Genomic DNA, 25,470 nt, shown 5'->3' with positions numbered 1-25,470 from the left:
GTTTATCCTCGTTTCCATCGGATACCTTGCGCAGTATCTTCCAAAATAATATTCATTTCTTTCAGTTGATCTCTTATTTCGTCAGCACGTGCGAAATTTCGATCTTTTCTCGCTTGGTTTCGCTCTTCGATTAATGCATCAATTTCTTCATCCAATACTTCGGTTTCTTGTTGGAGCGTTATACCTAATACCGCCATTAACTTATCAAATACTGTTATAAACTGTTTTAACACTTGTTCAGCGGTTTGTTTTTCTAGCAAATACGTATTCGCAAGTTTCGACAATTCAAAAATTGCTGCTATACCGTTGGCTGTATTGAAATCATCGTCCATGGCTGTCTCGAATTGTGTTTGGACTTCCGCGATTTTATGGAGCCAAATATCATGTTGATCACCCAAATCTGCTGTAGCATTCAAACGGTGTAATACATTTGCATATGCAGTACGGATACGTTCAAGTCCCGCTTCTGCTTGTTCTACAAGCTCGACTGAATAATTGATTGGGTGGCGGTAATGTACGCTTAACATGAATAAACGCAATACTTGCGGATCAATTTGCTGACGAATATCATTTACTAATACAAAGTTACCAAGAGATTTAGACATCTTTTCGTTATCAATATTAATATACCCATTATGCATCCAATATCGCGCAAATGTTTTGCCTGTTCTAGCTTCCGACTGAGCAATTTCGTTTTCATGGTGTGGGAAAGTTAAATCTTGCCCGCCAGCGTGAATATCAATTGTATCTCCTAGTATTTCACGTGCCATTACTGAACATTCGATATGCCAACCAGGTCGCCCTTGCCCCCAAGGACTTTCCCAGAAAATTTCTCCTGGTTTTGCTGCTTTCCATAAAGCAAAATCTAAAGCATCTTCTTTCTTTTCCCCAGTTTCGATACGCGCTCCAACTTTCAGATCATCCACCGATTGGTGAGAGAGCTTACCATAACCGTCAAATTTTCTAGTACGGTAATATACGTCTCCTTGTGATTCATACGCGTACCCTTTTTCTTCTAAAACTTTAATAAAATCAATAATTCCATCCATATGATCTGTTACACGAGGATGCGCATCTGCTCTACTGCAACCAAGTGCTTCTACATCCGCAAAATATGCTTTGATAAAACGAGCAGTTAACTCGGAAACATCTTCTCCTAGCTCGTTTGCCGCTTTAATAATTTTGTCGTCCACATCTGTAAAGTTCGATACAAACGTTACGTCGTAGCCTCGGTATTGCAAATACTTTCGAACTGTATCGTAAACAATTACAGGACGGGCATTTCCAATATGAATGTAGTTGTAGACAGTTGGACCACAAACGTACATTTTTACTTTGCCTTCTTCCATCGGTACAAAAGGTTCTTTTTCACGTTTTAATGTATTAAAAATTTGAATTGTCATAATAAGTGTTTCTCCCTTTCATTTGCTAGTCGTCTAATTTCTTCTTGAAGTGCTGCAATTTCCTCTTCCATCTTTTTACAACGGTCAGCGAATGGATCCGGTAAGTCTTGATGATCCAAGTTACGTTTCACCTTCACTCCATCTTGTATAACGACAACTCCTGGTATACCAACAACCGTAGAGTTCCCTGGTACGTCTTTCAACACAACTGAACCAGCACCTACTTTGCTATTTTCCCCAATTGTGATGGATCCTAATACTTTTGCTCCCGTCGCAACAAGTACATTATCTGCAAGAGTAGGATGTCGCTTCCCTTTTTCTTTACCCGTTCCACCTAATGTGACTCCTTGATAAATCGTACAGTCATTCCCAATTTCACAAGTTTCTCCAATTACAACACCTGAGCCGTGGTCTATAAAAAATCGTCTACCAATTGTAGCTCCGGGATGAATTTCGATACCAGTGAAAAAGCGACTGATTTGGGAGATTGCTCGAGCAAGGAAGAAAAAGCGTTTTTTAAATAAAGCATGCGCAAGTCGATGACTCCAAATAGCATGTAAGCCTGCGTATGTTAATATTACTTCCAGTTTACTAGTTGCTGCAGGATCTTGCTCAAAAACGACAGCTATGTCTTCTTTCATACGTTCAAACATGTTGGTTCCTCCCTCTTTTATTGGCAAATAAAAAACGCCTCTGCCTATATACATAGACAGAGACGCAAGTAAGCGCGGTTCCACTCTGATTGGAAAAACATACTACTCTTTCCCACTCTCGCATCTTTAACGCAGATGGTACGTCCAGCCTACTTCGTATGTTCGGCATGGCGCTCTGAGGTGCATTTCAGTAACTCACTCGTTCAGACCACTTTCAGCCGGTGATGGTCCTCTCTAAAGAACATGCGTTACTTACTTCTCCTCTTCTTCGCTTTCTATTTTTTCGTTTTCGTAATTGTACCCTCATTTTCACACCTTAGATGCGGAAAGTCAATCTTATTGTTTTGCGTATTTTGCAACACGTGCGATTACTTTTTCTTTTCCGATTAGGCTAATAGCATCTGCTAACTCTGGACCATGTGTTTGACCAGTCGTTACGACACGGATCGGCATAAATAGATTTTTCCCTTTATGTCCTGTTTCTTTTTGCACAGCCTTGATTGCAGTTTTAATCTCCGCAGCTTCGAATGTTTCTAAGCTCTCTAATTGCACTTTGAATGCAGCCATCACTTCTGGAACTTGTTCTCCTGCTAACACTTCCGTCGCTTCTTCATTATATGCAAGTTCATCATTAAAGAACAATGAAGACAATTCTACGATTTCAGCCCCATAACTCATTTGGTCATGATACAATCCGATTAAATTGTTTGCCCATGTTTGTTGCTCTTCCGATAATTCGGTTGGAAGAAGTTCTGCTTTTTGCAAATGCGGTAATGCAAGTTCTATTACTTTTTCTAATGGTAATTGCTTAATATATTGGTTGTTCATCCATGTTAGTTTTTGTTTATCAAACATCGATGGAGATTTAGATAAGCGCGTTACATCAAAGATTTTAATGAACTCTTCTTTGGAGAAAATTTCTTCCTCCCCTTCAGGTGACCACCCTAATAATGCAAAGAAGTTGAACATTGCTTCTGGCAAGTAGCCAAGATCTTTATATTGAGAAACGAATTGAATAATCGATTCGTCACGTTTGGAAAGTTTTTTACGGTTTTCATTGATGATTAATGTCATATGACCGTATTTAGGATACTCCCATCCAAATACATCAAATATCATCAATTGTTTCGGCGTATTCGATAAATGCTCTTCTCCACGGAATACATGAGAGATCTTCATGAAATGATCATCTAATACAACTGCATAGTTATATGTCGGAATTCCATTTGCTTTTACAAGAACCCAATCACCAACATCTTTTGATTCGAAAGTAACAGCTCCACGAACTAAATCTTCAAATGTATATGTCACATTTTCTGGTACGCGCATGCGAATAGTGTAAGGAAGACCTGATGCTTCTTTTGCTTGTACTTCCTCAGCTGATAAATGACGGCATTTGCCATTATACATAGGAGCAGCTACTCCATTTTCCTTTTGTACTTCACGGTCTGCTTCTAATTCTTCTGAAGTACAGAAGCATTTATAAGCATGTCCTTTTTCTAACATTTCTTCTGCGTGTTTTGTATAGACATCTAGACGCTCCATTTGACGATACGGTGCGTATGGCCCTCCGATATCAACAGACTCATCGTAGTCGATCCCTAACCATCTTAAGTTTTCTAGTTGCGATAGTTCGCCACCTTCAATATTACGTTCAATATCCGTATCTTCAATACGAACGATAAACTTCCCGTTATGGTGACGTGCATATAAATAGTTGAATAATGCTGTACGTGCTCCTCCAATATGCAAATGTCCAGTTGGACTTGGTGCGTAACGTACGCGAACTTCTTGTGTCATTGTGTTTCCTCCTAGTTTTCGTCTAAATCAAATCCGCCTTGGCGTATTTGCGTCTAGATTTTGAATTGAGCTTGCTCAATTAACTCCCTACAAAATCTGTGACATCCGCCGGAGGCTACACTTAATTCAGTAAGGGCTTCTTTTGCTGAATTAAGTGTAAACTTTTATCATTTTACCACTGCTGCGACGTTTTTTAAAGTTAGTCTTTCTTTACAAGTAAAATAGTCGCCATCGAAGCAATTCCTTCTTCACGCCCAGTAAATCCTAATCTTTCTGTCGTTGTTGCTTTTACATTCACCTGGCTTACATCCGCTTGAAGAAGCTCTGCAACTCTTGCACGAATCGCTTCAATATGTGGAGCCATTTTTGGTTTTTGCGCAATAATCGTGCAATCGATATTCCCTAGTTTATACCCTTTTGCATCTACCATTTTCCAAATATGTTCCAGTAATTTTGCGGAATCCGCATCTTTAAAATCAGGATCAGTATCTGGGAAATGTCTTCCGATATCACCTTCTCCAATTGCTCCAAGCGCTGCGTCCGTCACCGTGTGAAGCAGTACATCTGCATCAGAATGGCCGATAAGCCCTCTTTCGTAAGGAATCGTAACTCCCCCTATTATTAACGGACGATTATCCGCAAACTCATGTACATCAAATCCTTGACCAATTCGCATCATGTTATTGTTCCTCCTGCTCTCGTTTAGTTAAAATTACTTCTCCAAAAAGAAGATCTTCTTGTGTTGTCATTTTCACATTATCATAGGTACTTTCCACAATATGAACATGCTCGCCTAGTCGTTCCACAAGCATTGCTTCATCTGTGCCTAAAAAACCTGCTTTTTCGGCTAGTCTTTCGGCTTTTTCTAGTACATCATATTGGAATGCTTGCGGTGTTTGAATAATCCATAGACTATTACGGTCTACTGTTTCTTGGATTATACCATTTTCTACTTTTTTCATCGTGTCCTTTGCCCGAACCGCTGCTACTGCTGCACCAAATTCCTTTGTTGCCTGCACTAGACGGTGAATAACTTCTTGTTTAATGAAGGGTCTTGCCGCATCGTGCACAAGCACAATACCTTTTGTAGGAGAAGCTTTTAAGCAAGCATATACACTATGTTGACGTTCTGCTCCTCCTTCTGTAATCGCAGCTACTTTTGTTATGTGATATTCTGCTAGCAACTCTTCGATAAAAGCCTGCTCTTCTTTTTTCACCGCTAATACAATGTGACGACACAATGGGTCTTGTTCAAAAGCTCGTAATGTATGTATTAATATAGGCGTATTTCTTAGTTCTAAAAAAAGTTTATTTTGTCCTGCTCCCATTCGTTTTCCGCTTCCAGCAGCAGGTAATAACACCGTGTATGCCATTAATATTCCCTCCTACTTTACATAGAAAAAGGGCGTTTTCCTATTAAAGTAAGAGGAAACTACCCTTCTCCATTATTTGGACTCTTGTGGTTTCGCGAAAATCATACGACCTGCAGAAGTTTGCAAAACACTTGTTACTTCTACATTTATCGCCTGACCAATATATGCTTTCCCACCTTCTACAACAATCATCGTACCATCATCTAAGTATGCAACGCCTTGATTATGTTCTTTCCCATCTTTAATTACTACTACATGCATTATTTCCCCGGGAATAACAACAGGTTTAACTGCATTCGCTAGATCATTAATATTTAGAACACGTACTTGATGTAGATCACACACTTTATTCAAATTAAAATCATTTGTAACAACAATTCCATTCATCTTCTTCGCTAGACGAACTAGCTTTAAATCTACTTCATGAATATCTTCAAAGTCTTCTTCCACTATTAAAACTGCGGAAGCACGCTCGGTTTGTAATTTTTTCAATACATCTAACCCACGGCGACCTCTCGTTCTTTTAAGGGTGTCAGAAGAATCCGCGATATGTTGCAGCTCCGTTAGTACAAACTGAGGAACTACTAGTACTCCTTCGATAAAACCTGTTTCCGAAATATCTGTAATACGCCCATCGATAATAACACTCGTATCTAGCAATTTATACGTACCCAAACCTAAACCTTGCACCACTTCTTCATCTGTTGCTTTCTTTTTGTTCGATTGTTGCTTGGTAGAAGTAAAAACATGAAGTAATTCATCTCTCTTTTTAAATCCTACTTGGAATCCCAAATACCCAAGAACGATCGACAATAAGACCGGAACGACGGAATCTATACCCGGAATGGCAATATTATTAATCGCCGACCCAAGTAAAAATGCGACGATTAATCCAATAACTAACCCGAGTGTACCAAAAAGTAAATCTCCAATCGGTGCCCTTAACAGACGTTCTTCCATCCACTTAATAAAGTTTATTAAGTAATCCGTTAAAAATAAGGCAATAACATAAAGTAAAACCGCTCCAATTAGAATAGATACATAAGGATTGTGGAGCCAAGGGGTATTAGATAAATTAATAAATTCGTATAAATGCGGTAATAATATTAACCCCAACGTACCTCCAATTAAAACAAATGCGATTTGTATAATCCACTTCAACAAAATGCCACCTCCATTAATTATTAATTATACTTCTTGTAGTCTTCTTACGTCTATTGAGACCACAAGAAGTATACATATTTATGCATTCTCTTAAGAAAATGCTTCTTTCATTACTTCGTTTACAGATTCTACTCCGATCACTTGAATTCCTTTCGGATAATCCCATCCTCCAATATTAGAAGCAGGAACAATCGCTCGTTTGAACCCTAACTTTGCCGCTTCTTGCACACGTTGTTCTATTCTAGAAACTCTTCGCACTTCTCCAGTAAGTCCAACTTCTCCTATGAAGCAATCGGTAGGAGATGCACCTGTATCGCGAAAACTTGATACGATACTTACTAGGACGGCTAAATCGATCGCAGGTTCGTCTAACTTCACTCCACCGGCAACTTTTATATATGCATCTTGTGTTTGAAGTAATAATCCCATACGTTTTTCTAACACTGCCATGAGCAAAGACACACGATTTTGATCAATTCCCGTTGCCATTCGTTTCGGATAGTTAAAACTAGATTGTGTCACAAGCGCTTGGATTTCTACTAAAATCGGTCTTGTCCCTTCCATCGAGGCAACAATTGCCGACCCTGCTGCACCATGAGAACGTTCTTGTAAAAATAGTTCGGAAGGATTTAATACTTCTTTTAATCCTTGTTGCACCATTTCAAATATCGCAATTTCATTGGTAGAACCAAATCGGTTCTTTTGAGACCTTAAAATCCGATACGTATGGTGGCGTTCTCCCTCGAAGTATAAAACGGTGTCTACCATATGTTCTAGTATTCGAGGTCCCGCGATTTGCCCTTCTTTCGTTACGTGCCCCACTAAAAAGATAGCCACATTTTTCGTTTTAGCGATACGCATTAACTCCGCTGTACATTCCCTTACTTGAGACACACTTCCCGGTGCACTTGTTACTTCTGGATGGTGGACGGTTTGAATAGAATCTACGATAACAAATTTCGGTTCTACACTATCGATTGTTTCGTTGATCAATTCTAAATTCGTTTCTGAATAAATATACAGTTCTGCTGAAGTAACCCCTAAACGTTCTGCACGAAGCTTTGTTTGACGAATAGATTCTTCACCAGAAATATATAAAACACGCTCTCCTTTATTGGCAAGTAGGGCTGAAACTTGTAAAAGAAGCGTTGACTTACCTATACCTGGATCGCCACCTATTAACACAAGGGAACCCGGCACTATTCCTCCGCCTAGTACGCGATTTAACTCACCGAAATCAGTTGCTACGCGGGGTTCTTCTTTTGTCTCAATTGAAACAATGGGTGTTGCTTTTTGTGCTACTCCTGTAGAATGCTGAAACGAACGTTTTGGTCCTTTTGATACGATTTCTACTTCTTCCACCATCGTGTTCCATTCGCCACATCCTGGACATCTTCCCATCCATTTAGCCGATTCGTATCCACAAGCATTACACATAAATTTCGTTTTTTTCTTCGCCATAGTGCCTCCTATGTAAAAAAGGCATTCCGTCCATAAGGGTTGGAATGCCCACAATATTATTTTTCCACAGCTACCTTCGCTTTTGTACGAACAACAAATTCTCCATCTTCCACATCGAACACGACATGTTGACCTGCTAAAACTTCTCCTTTTAATAACTCCTCAGAAAGTCGGTCTTCTACGTGCTTTTGAAGCGCTCTACGTAGCGGGCGTGCTCCATATGTCGGATCGTATCCTTCTGTTGTAATCTTCTCTTGAGCTGCTTCTGTAAGCTCTAGATCAATTCCTTGTTCTTTCAAACGCTTCGCTAATTGTTCTGTCATTAGGGAAACAATTTGTTTTAAATGTTCTCTTTCAAGTGAGTGGAACACGATCATTTCATCCAAACGGTTTAAAAATTCAGGACGGAATGCTTTTTTCAATTCTTCTAACATTTTGCCTTTCATATCTTTATAATCCGTTTTTCCACCTTCTTGTAGGTTAAATCCAACATGTTTATTGTATTTAAGTGCATCTGCCCCTACGTTAGATGTCATAATAACAACCGTATTGCGGAAGTCAACTGTACGTCCTTTCGAATCGGTTAATCGACCATCCTCTAATACTTGAAGAAGAATATTAAACACATCTGGATGTGCTTTCTCTATTTCATCTAATAAGATAACAGAATATGGTTTACGACGTACTTTTTCCGTTAGCTGTCCACCATCTTCAAATCCAACATAACCTGGGGGAGAACCTACAAGACGCGAAGTCGAATGTTTTTCCATATACTCAGACATATCTACCCGAATCATTGCATCTTCGTCGCCAAACATTACTTCCGCAAGCGCACGGGCAAGTTCTGTTTTACCAACACCAGTAGGTCCAAGGAAAATAAAGGAACCAATTGGGCGTTTAGGATCTTTTAATCCTGCACGGGCACGGCGAATAGCTCGAGAGATTGCATCCACAGCTTCCGCTTGACCAATTACGCGTTCATGCAGCTTTTCTTCTAGTTTTAATAACTTTTCAGATTCTGTTTGTGCTAGTTTAGATACCGGTACTCCCGTCCACATAGACACAACAGCTGCGATATCTTCTACTGTTACCTCTGACTCTTCTTTTCCTTGTTTCTCTTTCCAGTCATTTTTCATTTTTTCAAGCTCGTCTTTAAGCTTTTGTTCTTTATCGCGGAATGATGCAGCTTTTTCAAATTCTTGACTTTGAACAGCAGCATTTTTCTCCGAACGAATTGCTTCTAGTTTCGCCTCTAATTCTTTTAAATTAGGAGGAGTTGTATAAGAACGTAGTCTTACTTTTGAACCTGCCTCATCGATTAAATCGATTGCTTTATCCGGTAAAAAGCGATCAGAAATATAACGATCGGACATTTTAACCGCCGCTTCTACAGCTTCATCCGTAATTTTCACACGATGATGCGCCTCATAACGATCACGTAAGCCGTATATAATTTGAATCGCTTCAGCAACGGATGGTTCATCCACTTGAATTGGTTGAAAACGACGCTCCAATGCTGCGTCTTTTTCAATGTATTTGCGATACTCATCTAATGTTGTCGCGCCAATACATTGAATTTCTCCACGTGCAAGTGCTGGTTTTAAAATGTTCGATGCATCAATTGCACCTTCGGCCCCACCTGCTCCGATTAATGTATGAAGTTCATCGATGAATAAAATCACATTTCCCGCTTGGCGAATTTCATCCATTACTTTTTTCAATCTATCTTCAAACTCACCGCGATACTTGGTTCCAGCAACCACTGTCCCCATATCAAGCGTCATTACTCGTTTATCTCGCAATATTTCTGGCACTTCATTTTGTATAATTTGTTGTGCAAGACCTTCTGCAATGGCTGTTTTACCAACACCAGGTTCCCCTATTAAAACAGGGTTATTTTTTGTACGACGCGCTAAGATTTCAATGACACGTGTAATTTCTTTACTACGTCCCACTACAGGATCTAATGTACCTTCTCTAGCAATTTGAGTTAAATCACGTGCCAATCCATCGAGCGTAGGAGTACTAGCAGGAGCAGCGCTATTATTAGCATTACCATGTGATTGGTCATTACTTCCTAGTAATTGAAGTACTTGTTGGCGTGCCTTATTTAGACTAACACCAGCATTATTTAGAACTCTTGCTGCAACTCCTTCTCCCTCACGGATCAATGCTAGCAATAAATGCTCTGTTCCTATATAGGAGTGCCCTAGTTTACGAGACTCGTCTACAGAAAGCTCGATCACTTTTTTCGCACGTGGTGTATAATTGACGATTGGCCCAACATCTTCTGCACCAGTTCCTACCAACTCTTCAATTCCCACTTCAATAACTTTTGTATCTACTTCAATTGCTTCTAGAGCTTTTGCAGCTATACCACTACCTTCTCGGATTAAGCCAAGCAATATATGTTCAGTGCCTATAGATTCGTGCTTTAAGCGAATTGCTTCTTCTTGCGCTAATTGTAAAACTTTTTGTGATCTTTGTGTGAATCGATTAAACATCATACGAGTTCTCTCCTTTTGTTTTTATATTTTCTCCCTTTTGCAACCTTTCCCTTAGTAACTTCGCACGAAACAAGTCGCGCTCCGAAGTATTTAAAGTAGTGCCAGCATATTGCTGTAAAAATCCTGGTTGCATAAAGACCATACATTCATTCAAAATAGTCATACTTATATCTTCTATGAGTCCCATATCTATCCCTAAACGAACATCGGATAGACATTTTGCTGCCTCTTCCGTCGTCATGATACGTGCATATGACAATGTCCCTAAAGAACGATATAACCGATCCTCTAGTGTATTGGCCGAATGCTTTAAGAGTGCATCCCTTGCTTCTCTTTCTTTTTGAATAATTTGTTCGGTTATGCTTTGAAGATCGGCAATTATGTCTTCCTCTGATTTACCAAGCGTTGTTTGATTGGATACTTGGTATACATTCCCGAGCGCTTCACTACCTTCCCCGTAAATCCCTCTTACAACCATTCCTAACCTAGAAATAATAGTGATGATTCGAGTCATTTGTTTCGTTATCGTTAAAGCTGGCAAATGCATCATGACAGAAGCACGTAGCCCAGTCCCCGTATTAGTAGGACAGCTTGTTAAATAACCGAATTGTTCATCAAACGCGTAAGATAATTCTTTTTCTAACACGCGATCAATCGCATCTGCCTGACTATAAGCTTCTTGAATTTGAAGACCTGGAAATAAGCACTGAACACGGATATGGTCTTCTTCATTGACCATTACACTAACAGCTTCATCATCAGATATTAGAGCAGAACCAGTCTCCGGAGAATTTGCTAGTTTAGGACTGATTAAATGCTTTTCTACAAGCACTTGGCGACTCAATTCGGACAGATCCTTTATTTGAATAGAAGAAAAGTTCATCTGTAAATCTTCATCGGCGTCTAATAATGTAGCCGAAACGGATTGGTCAATTTTATGCGCTTCGTCCTCTGTAAATGCAAGCGGGAATCGGTATCCATTTAAGTTTCTAGCTAGTCGAATTCTTGTACTCATGACAATATCGGAATGTTCCCCATCTCCTGCCATCCAACTGGAAATTGAATTATCTAAAAACCGTTCAATCGACATGCGTTTCTTCACCTCCAGCGACAAGCTTATCCTCTAGCTCTCTTGCCTCATCTCTTAGCAATGCTGCTTCTTCAAATTTTTCTGTTTCAATTGCTTCTTTCATCTGCAATCGTATTGCTTCAATACGTTTTTTCAAAGCTAATTTTTCACCAAATGCACCAGGTGCTTTCCCTACATGTTCCACGTTTCCGTTATGTAGACGTTTAAACACAGTAGGCAGCTGATGACGAAAACTATTGTAACAAGCGGCACAGCCAAATTTACCTTCATCTAGAAATCGTTGAATAGACCAACCACACGATTCGCATTCTAACGGAGGTTTCTTTTGTACTTGTTGCATTGGTTTCTGTTCTGTTTGATTGAACCAATTCGATAATAGGTGGTGAAGAGATAATGGATCTTGTTTATATTCTACATAAAACGGGTGAAGACTATTTGCACAGACCTCACAATAATGTCTTTCAAAGTGCTCTCCATTATGCACTTGCGTAACCGTTACTTTTGCTGGTCTTTGCTTACAATTTTCACAAATCACTTTTCAACACCCCGTTCGTTTTCACTTTTTTTCGTATTTTAATGTCAGTAACATTGCGCATAGGATACGTGCTCGCAAGTCGTCTCTTGCCGGTAGTGGAATAGCAAGTGTTGTACGATTAAGGGCAGCTAAAATGAGTTTTGCTTCTCGATTAGAAATAACTTCTTCATCAATTAATCGAAACACGATATCTTCTGTTACCGATTCAGATGCGCCATTTTCTAGACTTTGTATTATATGCTCAATCAAATCAGCTTTCGTATGCGCCCGCACACGGAGGATTCGAATATATCCACCGCCACCGCGTTTACTTTCCACTAAGTATCCACGATCTTGGGTAAATCGAGTATTGATCACATAATTTATCTGTGATGGGACACACTGAAATTTTTCAGCAATTTCACTTCTTTTTATTTCAATTTGTCCCCTACTCTCTTCTTCGATAATTGACTTCAAATAACCTTCAATAATGTCAGATATATTTTTCACCTTCTCACCTCTTCTCGCAAACTGACTTTGACTAACTTTGACTATATTATAACGAGAAAATTATGGATGTGCAATTGATACGATTCTCCCTACAGTGTTCCCGAAATTTCAAATAAAAAAACATGAATAGGCTTTATATGTATGTTATTTTTGAGCTTCGGAAGAAGTTGTATAGTATAGAGATAAAGCGTCGTAGCGACCGCTGTGATTTTCGCTGCAGGACGGACGCTTTCCGGGGGGGGGAGTGATGAGCCTTCATCGCCGCGCCTACGCGCGTACGTTGTGAAGTCTCATCTTACTCACTTGATCCCTTCGGAGTCGCCGACCTGCAGAGAAAATCAACGGAAAATACTAACTAATCGTAGTGGAAAATTCACAATAAATGATGTCACGCGACAACCACTATCTAGCAGATGTGCCTAGGCAAGCTTAGCAGGCTTTACTACATATTATTCCTAGAAAATTGTCGAAAACATCGACGTCTCACTCCAAGTTAACTTACTGTTTCAAGAATTAGTTGCTCTCATCAGCGATTTAGTTGCTCTCGTCCTAAGTTTAGTTGCTTTCGGAGTAGATTTAGTTGCTTTCAATGACTAGTTGGTTGCTCTAAACCATTTACTGGATACACTCCATGAAAAGATAATTGTTTTAATCGAGACGATACTAAATAAGTAGGTAACTTGTATTGATCTTCGCTGCAGACGTCGACTCCAGCCGGATGCGTGAGCAAATGAGCCATTCCAACGTACGCGCAAGCGGCGGGAATGGCTCATCGCTCACCCGGCGGAAAGCGTACGGCTGCAGCGAAAATCACAGTGGTCACTAAGACACATTATCTATAAACCGCGCCAAATCATCTACTTTATTATTCCCTAAAAGATAAAAAAACTACTAATCACATGAATTAGTAGTTTTTTATCGCATTATTTACTTTTCTTTTTGTAATTACTTCTTTGCGTTTTCGTAATTTGTTTCCATTTATCACGTTCTACTTTTCGAGCGGCGACATCATTTTTTCGTTCGATATGTGCAAGTTCTCTCATTAGTTTTACATAGCTTTTATATCGATCTTCTTTAAGCGCACCAGTATATATAGCTTCTTGTATCGCACATCCTGGTTCTTTCACATGTTTACAGTCTCGGAAGCGGCACCCTTCGGCAAGTTCTTCAATATCTTTAAAGCTTGCACTTACTCCCTCACTTGTATCCCAAAGTTGAAATTCTCGCATCCCTGGAGTATCGATTAGTAACCCGCCATCCGGTAGTAATGTAAGCTCTCTATGTGTCGTTGTATGTCGACCTTTGCTGTCGTCTTCTCGAATATCGTTAACAGCCATTACTTCTTCACCAGACAGTGCATTGATCAAGGAAGACTTCCCTACCCCTGAAGATCCTAAAAGTGCACCTGTTTTACCTGTAGACAAAAGATTCGCTAAATTATCGATCCCTTCTCCTGTTACACTGCTGACCGCAAATACATCTACGCCAAAAGCAACCGATTCTACTTCACTTACATAATACGCTAAGTCATCACATGCATCTTTCTTAGTTAGAACCACTACTGGCGTTGCCCCAGAATCCCATGCTGCTAATAAATATCTCTCTAATCTACGCACATTAAAATCGTCATTGAGAGACATCACAAGAAAGACATAATCGACATTTACAGCGACTAACTGAATTTCAATTGTTAAGCCAGCCACTTTTCGCGAGAACTGAGAACTACGAGGGAGCACTTCATGGATAATTCCTTTTTCTTCTCCCGGCATTTGTTCTAATACAACCCAATCTCCAACCGCTGGAAATGCTTCACGACCATGCTCAAATTTAAACTTTCCAGAAAGAGAACATAGCCATTCTCCTTCATTTGTTATAACGCGATATAAATGTTTATGCTCTAAAAGAACGCGACCTACGATTCCACTACCTTGCTTTTTTTCTTCCCATTTATCATTCCAACCATATTGTTCGATTAAATTCAATTTACTTCCTCCTAATTTTAGACAATAAAAAACCATGATTGCACAAATCAGCAAACATGGTTTCCCCGGTCATTAGAAAAGAAGTATATACAAAGAACAGCATAAAAAACTATGCATTCTTAGATATATTGAGAGTGGGACATCATGAACTTACTGATTTGTGTATTTAAAATTAAGTTTGCCATAATGCCTCACTCCTTTTTCTTTAAGTTGTTTTCAGAATACAATAAATTCCGAGACTTGTCAATTATATAAATGGCAAGCAACAAAATGTCCTGTTTCTTGTTCTTTCCAAACTGGTTTTTTCTCTGCACAAATAGACATCGCATGCGCGCATCGTGTTCTAAAAACACAACCAGATGGAGGATTAATTGGACTTGGCAGCTCTCCGTGCAACAAAATACGTTCACGAGATTCCTCGATATCTGGGTCTGGGATAGGAATAGCCGATAATAATGCTTGTGTATACGGATGCAATGGGTCATCATACAATTGGTTACTTGTTGTTAGTTCCACCATATGCCCTAAATACATGACCCCAATCCGATCGGAAATATATTTTACCATGGATAAATCATGCGCAATAAATAAATACGTTAACCCTTTTTCTTTTTGCAATCGTTGCAGTAACTTCACAACTTGTGCTTGAACGGAAACGTCTAAAGCAGAGATTGGTTCATCTGCAATGATGAATTCAGGATCTAATGCCAATGCACGTGCAATCCCTATACGTTGTCTTTGTCCACCAGAAAATTCATGCGGATAGCGGTTAGCGTGATCTCTATTCAGACCCACATCTTCTAGCAACTCATATACTCTACTTTTTAATGCTTCTTTCGTTTTATATAAATTATGTACTTCCATGGGTTCCGCAATAATCTCTAGTACGGTTGATCTTGGGTTTAGTGAAGCATACGGATCTTGAAAGATCATTTGCATCTTTTTGAGGTATTGTTTTCGTTCTTTATCGTTCATTTCATGGACATTTTTATTTTCAAACAGAACATTACCTTCTGTTTTATTGTACAATCCTAAAATCGTTCGACCTGCTGTAGACTTTCCACAACCTGACTCTCCGACAAGGCCAAACGTTTCCCCTTTTACAATGTCAAAACTAATGCCATCTACCGCTTTTAACGTCTCACCGCGCCCGAGTTCAAAATGTCTTTTTAAATCTTGTACGGATAAAAGAACTTTTTCTGCCATGTAAATCCCCCCTAAACGGCAAATCTTCTCACTGCACAAATTTCCTTTTCTAGCTTTGATCCTTCTAAGGTCAAAATTTCCACTGTTTTTCCTGTAGACGGTGAATGCAATAATTGACCGTTTCCATAATAAAATCCGACATGACGAACCGGTCCAGTACCCTCATCGTTCGCAAAAAACAACAAGTCCCCTTTTTTCCAAGCCGATGGATCACTTAGCGAAATTTCTTCTCCACTACCCGCTTGATCTCCTGCATCACGAGGGATTAAATATCCGCACGCTTTCAGCATATTGTACGTAAATCCGGAGCAATCATAGCCATACGGAGACATCCCACCCCATAAATAAAGCAAATCTAAGTACTGCTCACCGAGGGTTACTGCATCTTCCGCAGTACGTTTTGGATATTGTTCCATAGACGTTGCAAATTCAGCATGCTCTTTCAAAAGTCTCGCTTCCCCCTGAGGTGTTTGAACAGTAAATGCAGATTTATCCTCTGCAATAATAGGTAGGATAGTGTTAAATGGAATGACTAGTAAAGGATTTCCTTCTTTATCCCATAATTGGACTTTCACCGAGCTGACACGTGCAAAGCCGATGGAATCAACATATGTCGATTTTTGTAACTGCTTAACTGGAACCCATCCCGGATATCCTCGAGTATCTTTTTTAGAAGGTTGCCACATAGCAATGATTTTCGCCCATTCCCCTTCTATCTTTTCTACAAGCACAGGCTCCCCGTAAAGGAGTTGTGTTTGTATACGGTTTTCATCACAAAGTGCGAGTCGCTCTTTATATGTCAATGCCTCCAGCCACTCTGCCAATAAAACCGGGTTCGTTGTCCCAGGGCTATCCAATTCCCTTGCGGACGCTGGATCCGTCCAAACTGTGGCTACTTTTACAGAACAAACCCACTCTTGCGCTTCTGTTTCCATCCAAATCCCCCCTAAATGATTTCTAAATTTGAAATAGCAAGACCATATCCTTTTGAGAACGTCATCTTACTTCTTTCATAGATAACTCCACCAGAAACGAGATCTTTCGCAAGCATCAGTGGTGCATCAAAATCGAAGTACTGAATATTTGGCTGACTAGCAGCGAAATGGGCAGCGGCTGTAATTCCTATTTTCGTTTCAATCATACTTCCTACCATACATGCAACTCCATTAGCTTCTGCCAGTGCATTAATCTTAATCGCATGATAGATACCCCCAGATTTCATCAACTTAATATTGATCAAATCTGCTGCCCTCATTTCCAAAACCCTTCTTGCATCATAAACCGAAAATACACTTTCATCTGCCATGATTGGCGTATCTGTATGGTCCGTAACATACTTCAGTCCTTCTAAGTCGTGCGCCGGAACAGGCTGCTCGACAAATTCGATTTCAAGTCCCGCTTCCTCCATTGTACGAATCGCTCGCACAGCTTCTTTTGCATTCCAACCTTGGTTTGCATCCAGCCGCAGCTTTGGGTCATGTCCTATCCGTTTGCGAATAGCATGGATTCTTTCAATATCTTCCTTCACGTCCCCTATACCGACTTTCACTTTTAGCATAGTAAATCCGTCTTTTATATACTTTTCGGCATCATCCGCCATTTCCTGCGGATCATTTACACTAACAGTAAAATCAGTTTCAAATGTATCTCTAAACCCACCGAGAAATTGAAACAAAGGAAGATTAGCTTTTCTGGCAAGTAAATCATAAAGCGCCATATCAATTGCAGCCTTCGCACTTGTATTTCTGACGAGTGAAGTATTTAGTTTTTGAAAGATGCGGTCACTTTCTAAAAGATTTAACCCTACAAGTTGAGGTGCAATAATGTCATTAATTGCGTACCGAATACTAGCCATGGACTCTCCCGTAATCACATGAGTCGGAGGAGCTTCCCCGTACCCTATCATACCTTCGCTACTTGTAATCTTCACATAGACAGAATAAGCGGTAGTGACTGTCCGTAATGCAGTTTTGAACGGTTTAGTAAGTGGTATAGCTACGTCGAACGTTTCAATCGATTGGATAATCAATCAGTTGCCCCTCCTTTACTCAACTCCTGGTAAAACTATTAATGATAAGTTATTTGCATCTAACTCCGCATCTGCCCCAAGTGGAACGGCAAAGTGCGGTTCACAATGCCCGATCTTGAATCCCTTGACAGCCGGCTTTCCTAGATGCCCTAAATAATGATCTAACACTTCGTCTAATGATAGAGAAACTTTACGCTTTTTTGGTTTTGCATCATTAAAATCACCAATCACAAATCCTGCTGCCGCCTCCAATATCCCTGCCTGTCTTAGCTGATTAAGCATGCCGTCCACTCGATATGGTTCTTCCCCTATGTCTTCGATTAATAATATTTTCCCTCTTGCATCGACTTGGTATTTGGTACCAATCCCACTAGCAAGAAGCGATAAATTCCCTCCTGTCAATTCACCTCTTACTATTCCTCCCGAAAGTCGTTCAAGGGGGGATATCGTTTCTGTATAATGAAGCTCCATCGGTTCAAATAGCTGTCCGAACATTTTCTTTGATAAGTCGGAAAAGGTGTCTTTTCCTACGTCGGAAGCTAGCATTGGACCGTGGAATGTTACGATATTAGAATACAAATTCATACCTGTATGTAAAAAAGTAATGTCTGAGTAGCCCCAGAAAATTTTCGGACATTCATGCATTAATTGAAAATCGATTTTATCGGTATATCTAGCAGAACCATATCCACCTCCTGCGCAAATGATTCCAGCGATACTTGGATCTGCGAACATTTCGTGTAAATCTTCTATACGCTCTTCATCTGTGCCGGCTAAATAACCATGTACATTTTCTACTTGTTTCCCCATTTTATAAGATAAGCCTAGCTCTTCTAAAAATGTTAACGAACGCTTCAGTTGTTCTAAATTTGGAGGACTCGAAGGTGCAATAATGCCAATCGTGTCTCCTTGTTGTAATCTTTTTGGACGAATTTTCATATTTATTTTCTCCTTCTAATACAAAAGGGCGGCACTAAGAAAAGTGCCGCGTCTTTTTAGTTTTTGTCAGCCCATTTTAAGTCTAAGTAACCTACTGGATGTCTAACAATACCTGATACTGACGGCTTTTCAAGCGTCACTTGGTTATAATAATAAAGTGGGAAAATCGGCATTTCTTCCATCAATAATGCATCCGCTTCTATTAACATAGCCCAACGTTTCGCTTCATCTGTTTCATTTTTGATATCAGAAATAAGTTTATCAAAGTCAGCATTGGACCATGTAGTACGGTTCATCGATGAACCTGTAATAAAGCTTTCCAGCGCATTCACCGGATCAGCATAATCAAACAAGAAAGAAGAGCGCGATAATTGATACTTAAATTCTTTTTGTTCTGCTCCAAATACACTCGCCTCTACATTTTGTAGTGCCACATCTACTCCCAGTACTTCTTTAAATTTACTTTGAAGTGCTTCCGCGATTTTCTTATGAGAATCGCTAGTTGAATAAGTTAATGTGACTGCTGGAAGTTCTGTGTATCCTTCTTCTTTCATACCTTCTGCTAATAATGTTTTTGCTTTTTCTGCATCAAAACCTACTAGTTTCCCAGCAGTTTCTCTAAATTCTTTGCCATCAGGTCCGATAAATCCATAAGGAACAAACCCTTCCGCTGGTTTTTCTCCATTTTTCGTGACAAACTCCACAATTTCTTGTTGATCTACCGCTAATCCAAACGCTTGGCGGATTTTTTTATTTGTAAATGGCTCCATAGACGTATTGAAGCGGTAAAAGTATAGTCCTGCCTGGTCCTCATTTTTAAGTTCCGGGTCATTCAATAACTGATCAGCAAGTTCTGCTGGAACACCTGATACATCTAAATCTCCAGTTTTATACATTTGGTATTCTGTATTGGAATCGTCTATCATCGCCCACTCTACTTTATCAAGTTTAACTGTATCCGCATCCCAATAGTTCTCGTTTTTCTCGAATGTAAGGCTTACATCATGCTCCCATGCCGCTAGTTTAAATGGACCATTCCCTACAAATGAGTCCGCTTCTGCAAACCATGTTGGATTTGCTGTTGCTACTTTTTCATTTACCGGGAAGAAGCTTGGGTTAGTCACGATATTTAAAAATGCTTCTGTTGGGGTATTCAGTTTTACTTCAAATACCTTTTCTTCTACTGCTTTGATTGCTACCGCATCCGCAGTCCCACTTCCGTCATTATAAGCTTCTGCTCCTTCAATAAAATAAGCAAGAAACGCTGCTGGAGATGCAGTTTCCGGATTAAGCATATGAAGCCAGCCATATACGAAATCACTCGCTAAAACCGGATCACCATTAGACCATTTTGCATCATCTTTAATCGTAAATGTATACGTTAAACCATCATCAGACACATCCACTTTTTCAGCTGTTGCAGGCTCTGCTAGATGATCTTCTGAAAGTCTAACTAACCCTTCCATTAGATTGTTTAAAGAATTCCAGGATACTGCATCGAACCCCACAGATGGATCGAAAGAGGTCGGTTCATTGCCATTATTCAAATAGAGTACTTTTTCTGTTGGCGCTGACTCTGTTTCTGTTCCTGTTTCCTCTTTGCCTCCTTCTGTTTCTGTACTCGGTTTTTCCCCAGCGTTTTCCGTAGCTGTACAAGCGCTTAACACGAGTACAAATAATGCCGCTACAAATAACGATAACCACTTCTTCATCTTAGTTCCCCCTCTGTATTGTATATGTGAATGCACTTGCGCGCGCTCATCCGATTCTATCTTGAGCTTGCAATACCTTTGCTCGTTCGTCTTGTAGCCAACAATCTACTCCATGTGTTTCGGATAACTTAGTTGAATATGGATAGACATGATCACAAACTTCCATTGCAAAATCACATCGTGCCGTAAACGGACATCCTGTCGGTGGTGAAAATAAATCTGGAGGTGTTCCGTCGATTGGTTGCAACTCTTCTTCTACTAAGTCTAGACGGGGTACCGAGTTTAGTAGCCCCTTCGTATATGGATGTTCGGGAGTATAGAAAATTTCTCTTTTATCACCGATCTCTACAATTTTCCCTGCATACATTACCGCAATCCGATCCGCTATTTTTGCTACTACTCCCAGATCATGCGTGATTAATATAATAGAAATTCCTTTTTTCGCCTGAATCTCTTCAAACAACTCCAAAATTTGCGCTTGTATCGTAACATCTAGTGCAGTCGTTGGCTCATCTGCTATTAATATTTGTGGCTCACAAATGAGTGCAATAGCTATAACAATCCGTTGGCGCATACCACCTGAAAATTGGTGAGGGAATTGCTTTAATCGCTCTTCTGGATTCGGAATTCCTACCAGCTTCAACATGTCAATTGCCTTTTCCTTCGCTTCATTCTTCCCTATTTTCTTATGTGTACGTAATCCTTCTGTTAACTGCTCCCCAATCGTTAACGTCGGATTTAACGCAGTCATCGGATCTTGGAATATCATTGAAATGTCGACACCTTGAATTTTTCTCAATTGTGCCTTAGACATCTTCGTTAATTCTTTTTCTTTAAATACAATACTTCCGTTTTTAATAATTCCAGGTGGTTGTGGGATTAACCCCATAATTGCACTGGACGTAACACTTTTACCACAGCCAGATTCCCCAACTATTGCAAGTGTTTCACCTTTATACAAGACAAAATCAACACCCCTAACGGCCTCTACTTCACCGCCGTATGTTCGAAAAGAAACTTGTAAATTATTCACTTGTAATACTTTTTCGCTAGACATCATTTTCTTTTCTTTTTTCTTAACTGCATTCACAACTCTTACCTCCTAAGCTTCGGATCAAGCGCATCTTGTAACCCATCTCCTAGTACATTAAAAGCAAACATTGTTAGGGAAATAAAAAGTGCCGGGAAGAATAGACGCCACCAATGACCAGATAATATAACGGGCAACGCGTCGTTGGCCATTACCCCCCAACTTGCAAAAGGAGCCGCAACACCTAAACCTAAGAAACTCAAAAATGCTTCTGCAAAAATAGCACTTGGAACAGTAAGCGTCATTTGCACAATAATAGGGCCCATCGTGTTCGGTAGAAGGTTTTTCCGAATAATACGAGAAGTCTTTGCACCAAACGATTTAGATGCGGTCACAAATTCATACGTTTTAATCTGCAACACTTGTCCTCGAACAATTCGAGCCATCCCTACCCATCCGGTTACAGTAAGAGCTACAATAATCGTAGTTAAGCTAGCACCCATGACGACCATTAGTAAAATAACAACTAACAAATGTGGCAATCCATATAGCACTTCTACTACACGCATCATGACTGTATCTGTGCGACCGCCTTTATATCCACTAACTCCGCCGTAAATAATGCCGATAAAAAAGTCAATGAGAGCTGCCATGATTCCAACAAATAAGGAAATCCGGGCACCATACCATGTTCTAGTAAATACATCCCTTCCCGCTTCATCCGTACCGAACCAATGAGCTGCAGATGGTGCTTGGTTCTGACTAGGATAGTCAGTTGCTGTTACGGAGTAAGGAGAAAAAATTGGTCCAAAGATTGCAAAGAGCATAAGCAAAACTAGGAATATCAGTCCTCCCATTGCAAGCTTATTTTTGCGGAGTCTTCTCCAAGCATCTTGCCAATAAGACAAGGAGGGTCTTACGACAGACTCCGCCCTGCCTTGATCTTTCTGTTTTGGACGGAACCATTCATCTTTAATATTCGGCGGGGATACCGAGTTTTGTGCGTTCGTCATTATGCATCCCCCTCTTTTCGGTGTAATTTTATGCGTGGATCTAAAAATCCATATACAATATCCACTAAGAAAAGCATGAATACGAGAAATGCACTATAAAATACCGTCGATCCCATTATTACGGGATAGTCACGATTATTAATGCTCTCTACGAAATATTTTCCCATTCCGGGAATAGCGAAAATCTTCTCAATAACAAAAGTTCCAGTTAAAATACCCGCTAGCATCGTCCCCATAATTGTCACCACAGGCATTAGCGCATTTCTCAGTGCGTGCCTGACGACAATTCGAACTGGTGAAAGACCTTTTGCACGAGCCATTTTTATATAATCCTGAGTAAGTACTTCTAGCATGCTAGATCTCGTTAAACGAGCAATAATTGCAGTTGGTCCGGTTGCTAGAGCAAGAATCGGTAAAATCATATGCAAAGGGCTACTCCATGTAGCTGCAGGAAGCAACTCCCAAGTTACGGCAACTTGTTGTATAAGCAATGTCGCTAACACAAAGTTCGGCACGGAAATACCAACTACCGCAAAGGTCATTGCCAAATAATCTATAATGCCGTTATGCCGGAGAGCCGCAAGTGTCCCTAAAATAGTCCCGGACAATAATGCAACTAGTATCGTGAGCATACCTAGCTCAAACGAAATGGGGAATCCTCTGGCAAGTAATTCGTTTACAGATTCATTTGGTTTTTTGATAGAAGGACCAAAGTCAAATGTCACTATGGACTTTAAATAATACAAATATTGAACATGCATGGGTTCATCTAGTTTATAAAATTTCTCTAAGTTTGCTTGAATAGTAGGATTCGATGTGCGCTCCTCATCGAATGGAGAACCGGGGATGGAGTGCATCAATACAAAAGTTAAGGTAGAAATGATAAGAATTGTTGCAATCATCATGAGAAAACGTTTAATAATATACTTCGCCATTAGCAAACTCCCCCCTTAACAAAATTTCGTTTGCATTGCTAGCTCAACCATTACAAGCATCGCGCGGTATGCTTCTAATATATCCTTCGCTTCAAACTGGACGATTGTCGTTCCCTCTATAATTTCACAACCTGGCATTAGCGCTGCCCATTCCGCTTGACCATAATTGGCAAACTCTATTCGTAACGTAGGAGTTTTTGGTGGCACGAGCGGTTTTATTTGATTTCTTTCACTAATAGCTTGTGTAACTTTTTCTCTTAGTAATGCATGTGCTTTTTGCGGATGCAATGTTTTAACAGCAGATCGAGAAATAGATTCTTTCACTACTGCAGTGATAACACCAGGAATTAGTGCCTCCGCCTCTCTACAAGCTCCATCATCTCCTGCAACCATGATAACTGGTACACCAAAATGACCCGCTACGTATGCATTTAATCCTAGTTCACCAATTTCTACTTCGTTTATATACATATTTCTAACGCCAAATATCATCGAATGGCTCATTACCCCAGGTTGTCCTGCTCTCGAATGATAACCAGCAAATACTGCCCCTATGTATGTTTCATCTAAGGCTTGCACCATTGAAAACGGTTTCACATCGCCAGTTATTAAGGATGCTTCCGGATGCAATTCTTCTATCAAAATATTATTCATCTTCGAATGGCTATCATTTACTAGCACTTCTTTTACACCGCTTGATAAAGCTCCTTCTACAATTGCATTTGCTTCTTGCGTCATTATACGTCGTGCACGTTCATAATTATGCTTACTAGAATCTACGAATGTATAGTCTGGTAAGCCTGTAATCCCTTCCATATCAATGGATAGAAAAAGTTTCATGTGACCAACCCCCAACCCTTTACTTTTTTCATACAAATTCCAAATATAGAATAGTTCTACTTTATCAAAATATACAGACTATTACAATATGTTTTAATCTTCAGAATTACATAAAATGTTAAACTCTAAAAAGCAAATGCACTTTAAAATAAAGGCATTTGCTCTCCTTAACTAAAAAAATTTAGTTCCGTTATCTTGGTTGGCCTGGGAAGAACTGTTGTTGACCAAACGGTTGCCCCATTGGTTGCCCCATCGGTTGCCCCATCGGCTGCCCGAATTGTTGGCCAAATGGTTGCTGGAATCCTCCTTGTTGCATCGGGAAAGCTTGCTGAGGTGGATTCACAACTACATTTCGGTTGGTTTCAGTCCAGAAATGTTGAGGCACGTTGACAATATGTTCTCTATTTACATTCACAATTGGATGAATTACCGGTTGCATTCTTGGTAAGAATGAATCCCGCACCCGATATTGTGGAGGACATACTATTGGTTGAGCTGGTGGTTGCTGCCATGGGGATACTTGCCCACAGCCACATCGATTTTGTCCCCATTGTTGCATTTGCCCGCATGAACTACATGAATGACGATTTTGGTTCATGATTAAATCACCTCCTTCTTGCACTTATAATAGTAGATGCAAAAGACCGGTCGACAAACTAGACAAACATCTCAGTTCACTGCAAATAAAAAAATTCCTTTTTTAAGGATAGATTGCACATAATAGGGATAGTGCGTCTTATATTGCTCTATTAGGATCCACTGTGACTTTCACTGTAGAGCGGACGCTTTTTGTGGGGTGAGCGATGAGCCTTCGCCGCCCTGCAGCGAAAACCCACTGGAAAATGCTTACTTACCAGCATCCCAAATTAACAATAAGTGGTGGAACTCGACAAAATAGTCGAGCATATGACGGCTAGGCGAGTTAGGTAGGATTTTAAGCATATTATTTCTATAACGTACCTAAATTTTGATCGTCTCAATACTAGTAAACTTGTTATTGTAACGAATTAGTTGCTTTCATCGACATTTTAGTTGCTCTCATGCTAGTTCTAGTTGCTTTCGTACTAAAATTAGTTGCTTTCAATAGCTTTTTGATTGCCCTTAGCCATTCTTTGGAATTTTGCACGAAGGTTTGAGAAGAACCTTCGTGCAAGAGCGTTAGCGACGTAGTGGCTCGTCACTCGACCGGCGGCGGTATAGTGGTCTCCTTATTGAGCTTACTACGACGAATTATCCCTATACTACGCTCAACATAAAAAAAGAACGCTTCCGAAGAATACGCTCTTTTTCTACTTCCCATATTCATGTG

22 protein-coding genes and 1 other annotated feature are annotated in these 25,470 nt (G+C 40.0%); all 22 genes read right to left on the bottom strand.

Translation table 11 applies throughout. The features are described 5' to 3' along the window. Positions 1-2: 2 nt before the first annotated feature. The 22 genes from cysS to ACIQ38_RS16900 all read right to left on the bottom strand — a co-directional run bounded on the left by cysS (position 3) and on the right by ACIQ38_RS16900 (position 24,759). Positions 3-1,403: a cysteine--tRNA ligase gene (gene cysS, locus ACIQ38_RS17005; protein WP_402825658.1), complete on the bottom strand. Its 1,401-nt coding sequence runs from the start codon at positions 1,401-1,403 to the stop codon at positions 3-5. After that, entirely contained in the window at positions 1,400-2,056 is a 657-nt protein-coding gene (cysE, locus tag ACIQ38_RS17000; RefSeq protein ID WP_402825655.1) for a serine O-acetyltransferase, read from the bottom strand. Before cysE ends, cysS begins: the two co-directional genes overlap by 4 nt. A 55-nt stretch (positions 2,057-2,111) precedes the next feature. After that, positions 2,112-2,334, bottom strand: a binding site (T-box leader). A gap of 58 nt (positions 2,335-2,392) precedes the next feature. Beyond that, positions 2,393-3,856, bottom strand: coding sequence for a glutamate--tRNA ligase (gene gltX, locus ACIQ38_RS16995; protein WP_402825652.1), 1,464 nt, complete (start codon positions 3,854-3,856; stop codon positions 2,393-2,395). A 199-nt stretch (positions 3,857-4,055) separates the two neighbouring features. Continuing rightward, the gene (ispF, locus tag ACIQ38_RS16990; protein ID WP_402825649.1) at positions 4,056-4,535 is read right to left on the bottom strand and encodes a 2-C-methyl-D-erythritol 2,4-cyclodiphosphate synthase; all 480 of its coding nucleotides are present in this window, start codon (positions 4,533-4,535) and stop codon (positions 4,056-4,058) included. Between the two features lies 1 nt (position 4,536). Further along, a complete protein-coding gene (gene ispD, locus ACIQ38_RS16985; protein WP_402825646.1) occupies positions 4,537-5,229 on the bottom strand; it encodes a 2-C-methyl-D-erythritol 4-phosphate cytidylyltransferase in 693 nt (230 codons plus the stop codon). 72 nt (positions 5,230-5,301) lie between these two features. Beyond that, positions 5,302-6,393, bottom strand: a complete 1,092-nt coding sequence (locus tag ACIQ38_RS16980) for a PIN/TRAM domain-containing protein (RefSeq protein ID WP_402825643.1) — start codon at positions 6,391-6,393, stop codon at positions 5,302-5,304. Positions 6,394-6,483: 90 nt separating this feature from the next. Then, positions 6,484-7,854, bottom strand: coding sequence for a DNA repair protein RadA (gene radA, locus ACIQ38_RS16975; protein ID WP_402825640.1), 1,371 nt, complete (start codon positions 7,852-7,854; stop codon positions 6,484-6,486). 56 nt (positions 7,855-7,910) lie between these two features. Further along, the gene (locus tag ACIQ38_RS16970; protein WP_402825637.1) at positions 7,911-10,361 is read right to left on the bottom strand and encodes an ATP-dependent Clp protease ATP-binding subunit; all 2,451 of its coding nucleotides are present in this window, start codon (positions 10,359-10,361) and stop codon (positions 7,911-7,913) included. Beyond that, positions 10,351-11,451 (bottom strand): protein-arginine kinase McsB, encoded by a 1,101-nt coding sequence (mcsB, locus tag ACIQ38_RS16965; protein WP_402825634.1) that lies wholly within the window; start codon positions 11,449-11,451, stop codon positions 10,351-10,353. Before mcsB ends, ACIQ38_RS16970 begins: the two co-directional genes overlap by 11 nt. After that, positions 11,441-11,986: a UvrB/UvrC motif-containing protein gene (locus ACIQ38_RS16960; protein WP_402825631.1), complete on the bottom strand. Its 546-nt coding sequence runs from the start codon at positions 11,984-11,986 to the stop codon at positions 11,441-11,443. The genes mcsB and ACIQ38_RS16960 overlap by 11 nt, the downstream gene beginning before the upstream one ends. 21 nt (positions 11,987-12,007) lie before the next feature. Continuing rightward, entirely contained in the window at positions 12,008-12,475 is a 468-nt protein-coding gene (locus tag ACIQ38_RS16955; RefSeq protein WP_402825628.1) for a CtsR family transcriptional regulator, read from the bottom strand. A gap of 923 nt (positions 12,476-13,398) precedes the next feature. After that, on the bottom strand, positions 13,399-14,457 hold the full coding sequence (rsgA, locus tag ACIQ38_RS16950; protein WP_402825625.1) for a ribosome small subunit-dependent GTPase A: 1,059 nt from the start codon (positions 14,455-14,457) through the stop codon (positions 13,399-13,401). A gap of 243 nt (positions 14,458-14,700) precedes the next feature. Then, positions 14,701-15,663: an ABC transporter ATP-binding protein gene (locus tag ACIQ38_RS16945; RefSeq protein ID WP_402825622.1), complete on the bottom strand. Its 963-nt coding sequence runs from the start codon at positions 15,661-15,663 to the stop codon at positions 14,701-14,703. An 11-nt stretch (positions 15,664-15,674) separates the two neighbouring features. Next, complete coding sequence (locus ACIQ38_RS16940; protein ID WP_402825619.1) at positions 15,675-16,598, bottom strand: C40 family peptidase; 924 nt, start codon at positions 16,596-16,598, stop codon at positions 15,675-15,677. A gap of 11 nt (positions 16,599-16,609) precedes the next feature. Beyond that, positions 16,610-17,692 carry a mandelate racemase/muconate lactonizing enzyme family protein gene (locus ACIQ38_RS16935; protein ID WP_402825616.1) on the bottom strand — a complete coding sequence of 361 codons (1,083 nt, stop codon included), beginning with the start codon at positions 17,690-17,692 and terminating at the stop codon, positions 16,610-16,612. Positions 17,693-17,707: 15 nt separating this feature from the next. Then, on the bottom strand, positions 17,708-18,631 hold the full coding sequence (locus ACIQ38_RS16930) for a S66 peptidase family protein (protein ID WP_402825613.1): 924 nt from the start codon (positions 18,629-18,631) through the stop codon (positions 17,708-17,710). A 56-nt stretch (positions 18,632-18,687) separates the two neighbouring features. Beyond that, positions 18,688-20,343, bottom strand: a complete 1,656-nt coding sequence (locus tag ACIQ38_RS16925; protein ID WP_402825610.1) for a peptide ABC transporter substrate-binding protein — start codon at positions 20,341-20,343, stop codon at positions 18,688-18,690. A gap of 46 nt (positions 20,344-20,389) precedes the next feature. Beyond that, positions 20,390-21,400, bottom strand: coding sequence for an ABC transporter ATP-binding protein (locus ACIQ38_RS16920; RefSeq protein ID WP_402825832.1), 1,011 nt, complete (start codon positions 21,398-21,400; stop codon positions 20,390-20,392). Positions 21,401-21,438: 38 nt separating this feature from the next. Beyond that, positions 21,439-22,386, bottom strand: a complete 948-nt coding sequence (locus ACIQ38_RS16915; RefSeq protein ID WP_402825607.1) for an ABC transporter permease — start codon at positions 22,384-22,386, stop codon at positions 21,439-21,441. Further along, positions 22,386-23,321, bottom strand: coding sequence for an ABC transporter permease (locus tag ACIQ38_RS16910; RefSeq protein WP_402825604.1), 936 nt, complete (start codon positions 23,319-23,321; stop codon positions 22,386-22,388). Before ACIQ38_RS16910 ends, ACIQ38_RS16915 begins: the two co-directional genes overlap by 1 nt. A gap of 15 nt (positions 23,322-23,336) precedes the next feature. Beyond that, positions 23,337-24,161: a M55 family metallopeptidase gene (locus tag ACIQ38_RS16905; RefSeq protein ID WP_402825601.1), complete on the bottom strand. Its 825-nt coding sequence runs from the start codon at positions 24,159-24,161 to the stop codon at positions 23,337-23,339. 190 nt (positions 24,162-24,351) lie between these two features. Beyond that, the gene (locus ACIQ38_RS16900; protein WP_402825598.1) at positions 24,352-24,759 is read right to left on the bottom strand and encodes a hypothetical protein; all 408 of its coding nucleotides are present in this window, start codon (positions 24,757-24,759) and stop codon (positions 24,352-24,354) included. Between the last annotated feature and the right edge of the window lie 711 nt (positions 24,760-25,470).

The sequence above is a fragment of the Psychrobacillus sp. NPDC096389 genome (assembly GCF_044762855.1).
Lineage (GTDB): Bacteria > Bacillota > Bacilli > Bacillales_A > Planococcaceae > Psychrobacillus.
Note: the sequence above shows the minus strand (reverse complement) of the source record. Positions and strands in the feature narration are given on the sequence as shown.